General features: G+C 74.2%; 14 protein-coding genes. 10 read left to right on the forward strand and 4 right to left on the reverse strand.

Annotated features, from left to right (window positions below):
• The first annotated feature begins 93 nt into the window (after positions 1–93).
• Together OO62_RS26375 and OO62_RS26380 are read left to right on the forward strand one after the other, a co-directional pair.
• Complete coding sequence (locus OO62_RS26375; RefSeq protein ID WP_033270073.1) at positions 94–792, forward strand: alpha/beta fold hydrolase; 699 nt, start codon at positions 94–96, stop codon at positions 790–792.
• A 399-nt stretch (positions 793–1,191) separates the two neighbouring features.
• The gene (locus tag OO62_RS26380) at positions 1,192–1,824 is read left to right on the forward strand and encodes a chorismate mutase (protein ID WP_033270074.1); all 633 of its coding nucleotides are present in this window, start codon (positions 1,192–1,194) and stop codon (positions 1,822–1,824) included.
• A gap of 167 nt (positions 1,825–1,991) precedes the next feature.
• On the opposite strand, the gene OO62_RS26385 is transcribed toward OO62_RS26380, so the two are convergent.
• Positions 1,992–3,620: an acyl-CoA synthetase gene (locus OO62_RS26385; protein WP_033270075.1), complete on the reverse strand. Its 1,629-nt coding sequence runs from the start codon at positions 3,618–3,620 to the stop codon at positions 1,992–1,994.
• A 204-nt stretch (positions 3,621–3,824) separates the two neighbouring features.
• On the opposite strand from OO62_RS26385, the gene OO62_RS26390 reads away from it, so the two are divergent.
• The 5 genes from OO62_RS26390 (at position 3,825) to OO62_RS26410 (ending at position 8,242) form a co-directional block, all read left to right on the forward strand.
• A complete protein-coding gene (locus OO62_RS26390) occupies positions 3,825–4,625 on the forward strand; it encodes a crotonase/enoyl-CoA hydratase family protein (RefSeq protein WP_033270076.1) in 801 nt (266 codons plus the stop codon).
• Between the two features lie 25 nt (positions 4,626–4,650).
• Entirely contained in the window at positions 4,651–5,598 is a 948-nt protein-coding gene (locus tag OO62_RS26395) for a Zn-ribbon domain-containing OB-fold protein (protein WP_033270137.1), read from the forward strand.
• Positions 5,598–6,689: a thiolase domain-containing protein gene (locus tag OO62_RS26400; RefSeq protein WP_033270077.1), complete on the forward strand. Its 1,092-nt coding sequence runs from the start codon at positions 5,598–5,600 to the stop codon at positions 6,687–6,689. Before OO62_RS26395 ends, OO62_RS26400 begins: the two co-directional genes overlap by 1 nt.
• On the forward strand, positions 6,686–7,864 hold the full coding sequence (locus OO62_RS26405) for a thiolase domain-containing protein (RefSeq protein ID WP_033270078.1): 1,179 nt from the start codon (positions 6,686–6,688) through the stop codon (positions 7,862–7,864). Before OO62_RS26400 ends, OO62_RS26405 begins: the two co-directional genes overlap by 4 nt.
• A 138-nt stretch (positions 7,865–8,002) precedes the next feature.
• A complete protein-coding gene (locus tag OO62_RS26410; RefSeq protein WP_033270079.1) occupies positions 8,003–8,242 on the forward strand; it encodes a DUF397 domain-containing protein in 240 nt (79 codons plus the stop codon).
• A gap of 40 nt (positions 8,243–8,282) precedes the next feature.
• Here OO62_RS26410 and OO62_RS26415 read toward each other — a convergent pair whose 3' ends face one another.
• Genes OO62_RS26415 through OO62_RS26425 form a run of 3 tightly spaced genes read right to left on the reverse strand, consistent with a single transcriptional unit; the run spans position 8,283 to position 10,097 of the window.
• Complete coding sequence (locus tag OO62_RS26415) at positions 8,283–9,011, reverse strand: leucine-rich repeat domain-containing protein (protein ID WP_033270080.1); 729 nt, start codon at positions 9,009–9,011, stop codon at positions 8,283–8,285.
• Positions 9,012–9,057: 46 nt separating this feature from the next.
• Complete coding sequence (locus OO62_RS26420; RefSeq protein ID WP_228332391.1) at positions 9,058–9,795, reverse strand: maleylpyruvate isomerase family mycothiol-dependent enzyme; 738 nt, start codon at positions 9,793–9,795, stop codon at positions 9,058–9,060.
• The gene (locus OO62_RS26425; protein WP_033270081.1) at positions 9,786–10,097 is read right to left on the reverse strand and encodes a pyridoxine 5'-phosphate oxidase C-terminal domain-containing protein; all 312 of its coding nucleotides are present in this window, start codon (positions 10,095–10,097) and stop codon (positions 9,786–9,788) included. The genes OO62_RS26420 and OO62_RS26425 overlap by 10 nt, the downstream gene beginning before the upstream one ends.
• A 50-nt stretch (positions 10,098–10,147) precedes the next feature.
• On the opposite strand from OO62_RS26425, the gene OO62_RS26430 reads away from it, so the two are divergent.
• The 3 genes from OO62_RS26430 to OO62_RS26440 all read left to right on the forward strand — a co-directional run bounded on the left by OO62_RS26430 (position 10,148) and on the right by OO62_RS26440 (position 11,762).
• Entirely contained in the window at positions 10,148–10,756 is a 609-nt protein-coding gene (locus OO62_RS26430) for a CGNR zinc finger domain-containing protein (protein WP_033270082.1), read from the forward strand.
• 10 nt (positions 10,757–10,766) lie between these two features.
• Entirely contained in the window at positions 10,767–11,162 is a 396-nt protein-coding gene (locus OO62_RS26435; protein WP_033270139.1) for an ACT domain-containing protein, read from the forward strand.
• A 99-nt stretch (positions 11,163–11,261) separates the two neighbouring features.
• Positions 11,262–11,762 carry a hypothetical protein gene (locus OO62_RS26440; protein ID WP_033270083.1) on the forward strand — a complete coding sequence of 167 codons (501 nt, stop codon included), beginning with the start codon at positions 11,262–11,264 and terminating at the stop codon, positions 11,760–11,762.
• Positions 11,763–11,766: the final 4 nt, after the last annotated feature.

Consider the following 11,766-nt stretch of genomic DNA (forward strand, 5'->3'; position numbering starts at 1 on the left):
ATCATTCGGTAGCTGGATGCCGGTCCAAGTAATCAGCGCGCGGCGAACACGTCAAGAGGCGTGACGCGGACGGCCCCGGGTAGCGTCCAGCGCATGAGTGACGTCCGGAAAGTACAGGTCGGTGAGGTCCAGCTGGCGTACCGGGTGTGGGGCGACGAGGGCGCGCCCCCGGCGGTGCTGCTGCACTGTCTCGGGGAGGACGGTGAGGACTGGCGCGGCGTGGTCGGCCGACTCGCCGGCACCCATCAGGTCTACGCCCTCGACCTGCGGGGCCACGGCCACAGCGACTGGCCGGGGGAGTACGGCATCGAGCGGTGGCGGGACGACGCGATCGGCTTCCTCCAGGCGCTCGGCCTGGCGCGGGTGACCCTCGTCGGGCATTCGCTGGGCGCGCTGGCCGCCCTGCTGCTGGCCGCCGACCGCCCGGAGCTGGTCGACCGCCTGGTGCTGGAGGAGGCCGCCCCGCCGCGCCCGGCCGAGCCGCCGCAGGAGGTGCCCGAGCGCCCGGCGGGCCCGCAGCCGTTCGACTGGGGGGCCAAGGTCGCGGTGGTGGCCGAGCGCAACGACCCCGACCCCCGGTGGTGGGACGCCCTGACACGGATCACCGCGCCCACCCTCGTCATCGCCGGCGGCCCGGACAGCCACATCCCGCAGGAGCACCTCGCCGAGATGGCCGAACGGATCCCCGACGCCCGCCTGGTGACGATCGAGGGCGCCGGACATCTGGTCCACGAGGAGCGCCCGGGCGAATTCCTCGCCGCGGTGACCTCGTTCCTGGCGCCCCGCCCGTAGCTCTTCCGGCGTCCCGCCCGGCGCGTCGTTCCCGTAGCGGGCGTCTCCCCGATCATCCCGGGCTCGCGGTGTGGCACGCACGCGCCCTGACGCCGGGGCGCCCCCACGCGGCGTTGTCGTCGCTCACCGACGTCCCCCCAGCTGCCGCGGGGAGGTGCCCCCACCGCGCCGACCGCCTCCTCTGCCTTGTGAGGCAGTTCGGCATCCGAAGGGCGGAGAAAGGAGCCGAGACGGAGCGAGCGCAGCGAATGCGGTGCACCCCCCCGCTCCCTGATCCGGCCTGATCGGGGAAACACCCCTTAGGCTCGCGGCCGTACGACTCCGAAGCCCGCTCCTCGGCGAACTCCCCCGGGAGGGCCGGGGGTTCGAGAAAGGCCGACCGTGCCGCTGACTCTCCCGATGCGCCGCACGCTGACCGCGGCCGCCGCCGCGACCCTGCTGTTCACCGCAGCCGGCGCCGCCGCCGCGGCACCGGCAGCCCGCCACGTCCCACCCGCCCCGAGCGTCGCAGCCACGCTCCACTCCCCCTCCGCCGCCACGCACCACGGCGGGCTGCGGTCGCTCGCCGCCCTGTCCGCGGAGCGGCTGGCCACCGGTGACCTGGTGGCCGCGGCGAAGTGGGGCACCGGCAGCCCGATCGACGATCCGGCCCGCGAGCAGCAGGTGCTCGACGCGGCGGCGGAACAGGCCCGGCAGCTGGGCGCCGACCCGGGCGCCACGGTGCGGGTCTTCCGGGACCAGATCGAGGCCAACAAGATCGTGCAGCGCGGGCTGCACCGGCTGTGGGCGGCGGACCCCACGAAGGCGCCGACCGAGCGCCCCGACCTGAACGAGGTGCGCAAGGAGATCAACCGCATCAACACCGCGCTGGTCCAAGCCCTCGCGGCCACCCCGCAGGCCCGCTCCGCACCGTCCTGCCACCCGCGGCTGACCGCCGCCGCCGTGCGGGTGCGCCACGAGCACCACCTGGACACCCTGCACACCCTCGCCCTGGCCCGCTCACTCAGGTCCGTGTGCGCGACAGCCGACTGAAACGGCCCCCATCCGGTCGGCCCGCGCGGTCGCCCCGCCCACCGTCCGCACCAGTTGAGGTCGGCGGTTCACCCGCGCACCCCGCCCGCCCGCGCCGACCGGTCGAGGCGGCCCCCGCCCCCACCGCTCAGTCTCCCGGCCCGGGGGCCCGTCCGCCCCCCGACCGCTCACGCCCCACGTTCGCCCCTCGCCACCGCCTTCGCCCAGCGGTAGTCCGCCTTGCCGCTGGGGGAGCGCTGGATGTGCTGGGTGAAGACCACCGCGCGGGGCACCTTGTAGCCGGCCAGGCGGGTTCGGCAGTGGAGCTGTATGGCCGCCAGGTCCAGCGGGGCGGCGCCGGCGCGCAGTTGGACCACGGCCGCCACGCGATGGCCCCACCGCTCGTCCGGCACGCCGGCCACCAGGGCGTCGTACACGTCCGGATGGGCCTTCAGGGCCTGCTCGACCTCCTCCGGATAGATCTTTTCGCCGCCGGAGTTGATGCACTGCGAGCCCCGGCCCAGGACGGTGACGATGCCGGCGTCGTCGACGGTGGCCATGTCGCCCAGCAGCACCCACCGGTCCCCGCCCGCTTCGAAGAAGGTCTCCGCGGTCTTCACCGGGTCGTTGTAGTAGCCCAGCGGTACGTGTCCGCGCTGCGCGAGGCGGCCCACCGCGCCGGCCGGGGCCGGCTCGTGCGTGGCCGGATCGACCACCGCGGTACGGGAGTTGACGCGCACCCGGAAGCCCCGGTCGGGGCCCGCGTCCTCGGTGGCGGTGCCGTTGAAGCCGGATTCCGACGAGCCGAAGTTGTTCAGCAGCACGGCGTTCGGCACCAGCGCGGCGAACTCGGCGCGTACGGTTTCGGAGAGGATCGCGCCGGAGCTGCTGACGCTGAACAGCGACGAGCAGTCGACGCCTTTGAGGGGGCCGGCGAGGGCGTCGACCAGCGGCCGCAGCATCGCGTCCCCCACCAGCGACACGCTGGTGACCCGCTCCCGCTCGACGGTCCGCAGCACCTCCTCCGGCACGTACTTGCGGTGCAGCACGACCTTCTGGCCGAAGTGGAAGGCGATGAAGGCGGTCAGCGTGGAGGTGCCGTGCATCAGCGGGGGAGTGGGGAAGAAGACGATCCCCTCCCCGCCGGCCGCGACCCGCTCGGCCAACTCCGCCGGCCGTTTCACCGGTTCGCCGGTCGGGGCGCCGCCGCCCATCCCGGAGAAGAACAGGTCCTCGTGGCGCCACACCACCCCCTTGGGCATCCCGGTGGTGCCGCCGGTGTAGATGACGAGCCGGTCGTCGGCGGAGCGCGGGCCGAAGTCGCGGTCGGGTGAGCCGGCGGCCTCGGCGTCCGCGAGCGCCACCGGCGGGAGGGACGGTTCGGGGGCGCCGGGCGGCGGGCTGCCGACCCGTACGAGGTGCCGCAGCCCGGGGGCGTGCGGAAGGGCGGCGGCCACCCGCGCGGTGAACTCCGCGTCGAAGACCAGCGCGGCCAGGTCCGCGTCGCGGTAGAGGTAGGCCAACTCCTCCTCGACGTAGCGGTAGTTGACGTTCACCGGGACGGCGCGGAGCTTCAGGCAGGCGTAGACGGCCTGGAGGTACTCGACGCCGTTGTACAGGTGCAGTCCGACGTGCCGGCCGGGGCCGACGCCGTGCGCACCGAGGTGGTGGGCCAGACGGTTGGCGGCGCGGTCCAGTTCCGCGTACGTCAGCCGCCGCTCGGCCCCGGTCCCCGGGTGGTCGACGTACACCAGCGCCTCGCGGTCGGGAACCGTGTCGACGATCGACTCGAAGAGGTCGGCCAGGTTGTACTCCACGTCTCCTCCAGACCGGGCGGGCGGTGGCTCGGCCCGGCCGGAGACCGGGCCCAGGCGGTCATTAGAGCGCCGCCGGGAGGAGCAGGGAAGGCCGCGGACCAAGAAATCTGACTGAGTGTCAGAAAAGCCTTGAACTCGTCGTGCGGCTCCTGCACCCTGTTCCCCGTCCGGCGCACGGCGGACCGAAGGGATGGTGGGCACGACATGGACGGAACCGAACATCTCACCGTGGAGCGTCAGGGCGCGACACTCGTGCTCACCCTCAACCGGCCGGAGGCGAAGAACGCCCTCTCGCTGCCGATGCTGGTGGGCCTGTACGACGGCTGGACCGCCGCCGACGAGGACGACACCATCCGGTCCATCGTCCTCACCGGCGCCGGCGGCACCTTCTGCGCCGGGATGGACCTCAAGGCCCTGGCGGGCGACGGCATGGCCGGCGAGCACTACCGCGACCGGCTGCGCGCCGACCCCGACCTGCACTGGAAGGCGATGCTGCGCCACCACCGCCCGCGCAAACCCGTCATCGCCGCCGTCGAGGGCCACTGCGTCGCCGGCGGCACCGAGATCCTCCAGGGCACCGACATCCGCGTCGCCGGCGAGAGCGCCACCTTCGGGCTCTACGAGGTCCGGCGGGGCCTGTTCCCCATCGGCGGCTCCACCGTCCGCCTGCCCCGCCAGATCCCGCGCACCCACGCCCTGGAGATGCTCCTCACCGGCCGGCCCTATCCGGCGCCCGAGGCCGCCCGCATCGGCCTGATCGGCCATGTCGTGCCGGACGGCGGCGCCCTGGAGAAGGCCCTGGAGATCGCCGGACAGATCAACGCCTGCGGGCCGCTCGCCGTCGAGGCCGTCAAGGCTTCCGTCTACGAGGCCGCCGAGCTGACCGAGGCCGACGGGCTCAAGGCCGAACTCGCCTGCGGCTGGCCCGTCTTCGACACCGCCGACGCCAAGGAAGGCGCCCGGGCCTTCGCGGAGAAGCGCCCACCCGTCTACCGGCGCGCCTGACGTCAAGGAGAGCGTTATGCCAGAGGTGCCAGAGGTCCTCACCGCACCCCTCGTCGTGGAATTCCCCTTCACCCGCTCGCTCGGCCCGGTCCAGAGCGCCTTCCTCACCGGGCTGCGCGAGCGCACCGTCCTGGGCGTCACCTGTCAGGACGGCAGGGTGCTCGTACCGCCCGTGGAGTACGACCCGGTCACCGCCGAGGAGCTGTCCGACCTGGTCGAGGTCGCCCCCACCGGCACCGTCACCACCTGGGCCTGGAACCCCGGGCCCCGGCGCGGCCAGCCCCTGCGCACCCCCTTCGCCTGGGTGCTCGTCCGGCTCGACGGCGCCGACAGCGCGCTGCTGCACGCCCTGGACGCTCCCGGCCCCGACGCGGTGCGCACCGGCATGCGGGTCCGGATCCGCTGGGCCGCCGAGCGCACCGGCGCCATCACCGACATCGCCTGCTTCGAACCGTCCGACGACGCGCCGCCGGCCACCGCGCCGGTGCCGCACGACGGGGAGTTCGCCGACCCCGTCACCGGCATCACCGCCCCCGCCCGGCTCGACTACACCTACGCCCCCGGCCGCGCCCAGTCCCGCTACCTCCGGGCGCTCGCCGACCGCAGGACCGTCGGCGAACGCTGCCCGGCCTGCCGCAAGGTGTACGTCCCGCCCCGCGGCGCCTGCCCCACCTGCGGCGTCGCCACCGACGCCCAGGTCGAGGTCGGCCCCCGCGGCACCGTCACCACCTTCTGCATCGTCAACATCAAGGCGAAGAACCTGGACATCGAGGTCCCCTACGTCTACGCCCACATCGCCCTGGACGGCGCCGACCTGGCCCTGCACGCCCGGATCGGCGGCATCCCCTACGACCGGGTCCGGATGGGCCTGCGGGTGGAACCCGTATGGACCGAGGGCGGCCGCTTCCCCGACCACTACCGCCCCACCGGCGAACCCGACGCCGACTACGACAGCTACAAGGAGCTGATCTGATGCGCGAGGTCGCCGTCGTCGCCTTCGGGCAGAGCCGTCACGTCCGCGACAGCGCGGAGACCTCCGAGGTCGAGATGCTGATGCCGGTCCTCCACGACGTGCTGGCCCGCACCGGCCTCACCGCCGGCGAGATCGACTTCACCTGCTCCGGTTCCTCCGACTACCTCGCCGGCCGGGCCTTCTCCTTCACCATGGCGCTCGACGGCGTCGGCGCCTGGCCGCCGATCTCCGAGTCGCACGTCGAGATGGACGGCGCCTGGGCGCTGTACGAGGCATGGGTGAAGATCCTCACCGGCGAGGCCGAGACCGCACTGGTCTACGCCTACGGAAAGTCCTCACCCGGCGAGGTCCGCGACGTCCTCACCCGCCAGCTCGACCCGTACTACCTCGCCCCGCTCTGGCCCGACTCCGTGGCGCTCGCCGCCCTCCAGGCCCGGGCACTGATCGACGCCGGCCTCACCGACGAGCGGCAGCTGGCCGGCATCGCCGCCCGCAGCCGCGCCGCCGCCGCGGACAACCCGTACGCCCAGCTGCGCGGTGCCGTGCCCGTCGGCGAGCCGCTCGCCGCCCCGCTGCACACCGGCGACTGCCCGCCCGTCAGCGACGGCGCGGCCGCCGTCGTCCTCGCCGCCGGCGACACCGCCCGCCGGCTGACCGAGCGCCCCGCCTGGATCCGCGGGCTCGACCACCGCGTCGAGGCGCACAGTCCGGGCGTCCGCGACCTCACCGACTCACCCTCCACCCGGCTCGCCGCCGAACGCGCCGGCTACTTCGCACTCCCCCATGGCCCGAAGGGCATGGGAGGTGCCCCCGCGGTGGACACCGTCGAGCTGCACGCCCCCTTCACCTCCCAGGAGGTGGTGCTGCGCCGCGCCCTGAACCTCGACGGCCCGGCCGGCGCCGACATCCGGATCAACCCGTCCGGCGGCGCGCTGGCCGCCAACCCCGTCATGGCCGCCGGCCTGATCCGCATCGGCGAGGCCGCCGCCCGCATCCAGCGGGGCGAGTCCCAACGCGCCCTCGCGCACGCCACCTCGGGCCCGTGCCTGCAGCAGAACCTGGTCGCCGTCCTGGAAGGAGAGGCGCGATGAGCAACGCGGCGCACAAGGAGCCGGTGGCCGTCGTCGGCATCGGCCAGACCAAGCACGTCGCCGCCCGCCGCGACGTCTCGCTCGCCGGACTCGTCCGCGAGGCCGCCCGGCGTGCCCTGGACGACGCCGAGCTGACCTGGGCGGACATCGACGCGGTGGTGATCGGCAAGGCCCCCGACTTCTTCGAGGGCGTCATGATGCCCGAGCTCTACCTCGCCGACGCCCTGGGTGCCGTCGGCAAACCCGTGCTGCGGGTGCACACCGCCGGCTCCGTCGGCGGCTCCACCGCACTGGTCGCCACGAACCTCGTCGCCGCCCGGGTCCACCGCACCGTCCTCACCCTCGCCTTCGAGAAGCAGTCCGAGTCCAACGCGATGTGGGGACTGTCGCTGCCGATCCCGTTCCAGCAGCCCCTGCTCGCCGGCGCCGGCGGCTTCTTCGCCCCGCACGTGCGCGCGTACATGCGGCGCACCGGCGCCCCCGACACGGTCGGCTCCCTCGTCGCCTACAAGGACCGCCGCAACGCCCTGAAGAACCCCTACGCGCACCTCCACGAGGAGGACATCACCCTGGAGAAGGTCCAGTCCTCGCCCATGCTCTGGGACCCGATCCGCTACTCCGAGACCTGCCCGTCCTCCGACGGTGCCTGTGCCATGGTCCTCACCGACCGGGCCGGAGCCGCGCGCTCGCCCCGCCCGGCGGCCTGGGTGCACGGCGGGGCGATGCGCAGCGAGCCGACCCTCTTCGCCGGCAAGGACTTCGTCTCCCCACAGGCCGGCAAGGACTGCGCGGCGGACGTCTACCGGCAGGCCGGCCTCACCGACCCGCGCCGGCAGATCGACGCGGTGGAGATGTACGTCCCGTTCAGCTGGTACGAGCCGATGTGGCTGGAGAACCTCGGGTTCGCCGAGGAGGGCGAGGGCTGGAAGCTCACCGAGGCCGGCGTCACCGCACTCGACGGCGACCTCCCGGTCAACCCCTCCGGCGGAGTGCTCTCCACCAACCCGATCGGCGCCTCCGGCATGCTCCGCTTCGCCGAGGCCGCCCTCCAGGTGCGCGGCCAGGCCGGCGCACACCAAGTCGAGGGCGCGCGGCGGGCGTTGGGGCACGCGTACGGCGGCGGCTCCCAGTTCTTCTCCATGTGGCTGGTCGGCGCCGACTCACCGGCCGCCTGAGCCGAGGGCGCGCCCGCCCGGCGCGCCCTCCCCACACGCCACAACGCCACCACCCCACCGCCCCGCCATGTCCTCTGTCCGTCCCCCGGGACAGTGGTTAGGCTGACCGCGACGACGAACCGGGAGGAGCGGGGACACGTGGCCAACACCATCACCGAGCAGCGGCTCGCGGGCGGGCCCAGGCCCGATCTCGATCTGACGCAGGCCGAGTGGCAGTCGAGCACCCACGGCGTGGGCGACGTCGAGGTCGCCTTCGTCGAGGGCTACATCGCCCTGCGCAACCGCCGCAGCCCGGAGATCCCGGCGGTGATCTTCTCGCCGGGCGAGTGGCGCGCCTTTGTCCTCGACGCCCGCGACGGCGCCTTCGACCTGACGTAGCGCCCGGTGGCCGACGGCCGGCGGCCCCGCCGGCCGCCGGTCAGGTGAGCACCACGCACCCCCGCGCCCGCAGCGCCCGGACCGGCTCCGCGCCGTCGTCCACCGCGTTCCAGCGCAGATCCAGCTTCTCCAGCGACGGCATCCGGGCCACCCACGGCGGCAGCGCGCCGAGCCGGTTGCCGCGCAGATCGAGCCGGCGGAGCAGCGGCAGCGCGCGCAGTGCCTCGGGAAGGCACGGCAGCGCGTTGTCCCGCAGCTCCAGCACCCGCAGCTCGCCCAGCGCCGCGGTCCCGGCGGGCAGCCCGGTGAGGGCGTTGCCGCCCAGCCACAGCTCCCGCAGTAGCCCGAGCCGCCCCAGCGACTCCGGCAGGGTGGTCAACCCGGCCCGCTGCGCCCGGAGTTCGACCAGCCCCGCCATCGCACCCAGCGCCGCCGGCAGCCGCCCGAGCGGGTTCTCGCCGACGTTGAGGTAGCCGAGCCGGTCCAGCCGGCCCAGGGTGTCCGGCAGTGCGGTCAGCCGGTTGTCGTGCAGATAGAGGAAGCGGGTCAGACCGGCCAGCTCGCCGATCTCGTCGGGTACGGCGGTCAGCGCGTTGTGGCCGAGGTCCAGGGTGTGCAGCCGGCGCAGCCCGCCGAGCGCCGCCGGGACCTCGGTCAGCGCGTTGTCGGCGAGGATCAGCACCTCCCAGTCGGCGCGCCGCCAGACCTCCGGCGGGACCGCATCGAGGCCCGCCTTCCACAGATTGAGCGTACGGGGCCCGGTGGGCACGGTCGCGTCTCTCCTTTCCGGACGTCTGTCGTGACGGCAAAAGCCCCTAGGGCCAGTCGAGCAGCTCGGGCAGCGGCGCCCCGGCCCCCGGCCGGCGGCAGTCCAGCGGACGCCGGGGCGCGCGTCCGGCCATCCAGGCCGCGAGGTCGGTGAGCCGGCCGCGTACGGTCACCTCCGGCGCGGCCCCGGCACCGTACCGCCGCGAGAACTCCTCGTCCGTTGCCTCCAGCACCAGCGTCAGGTCCTCCGGCGCGCGGGGCGCCAGGTAGCCGAGGAGGTGGTGGCACAACTCCGGCGGCCAGTCCTGCGGGCCCGGTCCGAGCCGGGCGTCCGCCAGATGGATCTCCAACTCCCGCCACCAGCACGTCAATGCCGTCCGCAGATCGCCGTCGCGGTAGCGCACCGGACGCGACCAGTCGGCCGGGCCGACCGCCGCCCAGGCCGCCGACGCCTCGTCCAGCGCGGCCGCCACCGCCCCGGCCAGCGCCGCAGCGTCGCGCAGCGCACCGGACTCGATCGCGGCCGCGCGCCCCGGCCGGCCCCCGTCGTACGGCTCGACCAGCTCACCGCGCAGCGCGTAACGGGCCTGCCGGGCCATCGCGAGGCCGATGCCCTCGATGTGCGAGAGGACATGGGCGCGGGACCAGCCGGGCAGTTCGCTCGGCTCCCTGGTCCCGGCATCGGTCAGCCCGGGCAGCAGGGCCCGCAGTCGCTGCCCGGTCGCCTCGATCGCCTCCCGGACCTCTTCGGGACGCGAGGGGCGCCCGGTCGTCGTCAGGTCCACAGCAGTTCCTTCGTCCAGTGGCCGGCGGTACGGCGGTACGCCGGCCGGGTGTGCTTGCGGTCCCGGTCGCCCTGCGGGAACTCCACCGACTCGGCGCGCACGGTGTGCAGCGTCCAGCCGGGCGTGACTGCACCACCCCCGGGCCCCGTACCCGCACCCGGCGGGCGGGTGAGGGGGGAAGCAGCGCGGAGCCGGGTGGTGAAGAGTCCGGCCGGTTCCCCGGGTGTGTCCACCGGATCGAAGGCCGGCAAGTCGCCTGCGAAGACCGGGAGTTCGCGCAGGAGTTGGCGCGGCTCAGTCATATCGCTCCCCCTGAGTGCTAATGGTTGTTCGCGACGTTACCATTAGAGCCATGACCGCAACACGCCTCGCCCTGGAACTCGCCGTCACCCTCCGCCACGACGGCCACGGCGGGGTGGCCGACGACCTCGCCGACACCGAAGGACTCGCGGTCTGGCTGCGCGAACGCACCGCCCTCCTGGACGGAACGACGGTCCCGGCCATGCCGGACGAGGCGCTGCTCACCGCCGTACGGGAGCTGCGGGCCGCGGTCCGCTCGCTGTTCGCGCGCGCCGTCCGGCCGGGACCGCCCAGCTCCGCCGACGCCCACCGGCTGCCCCCCGAGGACGAGGCGATCCGCCGGCTGAACGCCGCGGCCGCCCTCGTCCCCACCGCCCCGCAGCTCACCTGGGAGCCCGGCGCACCCCCCGCGCTGCGCCTCCGCCCCGCCGGCTCCCCGCCCGCCGCCGACACGGTCCTCGCCGCGCTGGCCCGCGCCGCCCTCACCTTCCTCGACGGGCCCGAACGAGCCCTGCTGCGGGCCTGCCCGGCCCCGCGCTGTGTGCGCTACTTCGTCAAGGACCACGCCCGCCAGGAATGGTGCACACCCTCCTGCGGCAACCGCGCCCGGGTCGCCCGCCACCACGAGCGGCACCGGGAAGGGCGCGGCGACGCCTCGTAGGGTGGGCGGCATGACGGGCGAACGCGATCTCCAGGTCCTGCTGCGCGGCATGCGGCCGGAACTGCACCAGGGCCGGTACGTCTTCACCAGCGTGTCCGGGGCGATCCCCCCGGGCCTCGCCCCGGTGGTCACCGTCGCCGAACCCGAAGGGCTCACCCTGGTCCTCCGCCAAGAGGAAGCCGACCGCACCGGCCTGGCCTACGACTACCTCGCCGCCTGGATCACCCTGCGGGTGCACTCCGCGCTGGACGCCGTCGGCCTGACCGCCGCCGTCGCCACCGCCCTCGCCGACGCCGGCCTCAGCTGCAACGTCGTCGCCGGCTTCCACCACGATCACCTCTTCGTGCCCCACGAAGCGGCCGACGAGGCGCTGCGCCACCTCGGTGAACTGGCCGATCGGGCCTGAAACGGAGGGCGAAGGCGGCCGGCGGAGGCCCGGCGCACCCGGCGTCGCTCACCCCGACGTCCGCGCGGCGCGTGCGCCCGGGCCACGTACGATGGCGGCATGTCCTTCCTCCGCCGCCGTAGCGCAGCCACGCCCGCCGGTCCAGACTTCGACGTTCTCGCCATGGACCCCGGGGACTGGCCGGGCAACCTCGGGGCCGGCCTGCTGCCCGCACCCGACGGAAGCTGCCAGGGCGTCTTCCTGCGCTACGACCTGTTCGGCGGCCGCGGACCCGCGATGATCATCGGCAATCTGCCCGAGGGCTCCCCGGCCCGCGAGCTGACCGACGACGAGGTGCCCTTCGAGGTCGCCCAGCTGCTCGCGGCGCTCGGCAACGACGAGCCGGTGACCGTCGTCGAGAGCGAGGACACCCCCGTCATGCACGAGGGCAACCTGCTGATCGTCAAGCGCATCAAGTGCTCCGAGAGCCGGATCTCCTGCGCCCAGTTCGACCGCAGCGACGGCGTGCTGGTCACCATCGCCAGCTGGGACCGGCCGATCACCGACGACCTCTACGCGCTGCTCAAGCCGCTGCCCGCGGAGCTCTTCCAGCAGGGCTGAGCCG

Origin of the sequence: Streptomyces lydicus, from assembly GCF_000717345.1 — a bacterium.
Lineage (GTDB): Bacteria > Actinomycetota > Actinomycetes > Streptomycetales > Streptomycetaceae > Streptomyces > Streptomyces lydicus.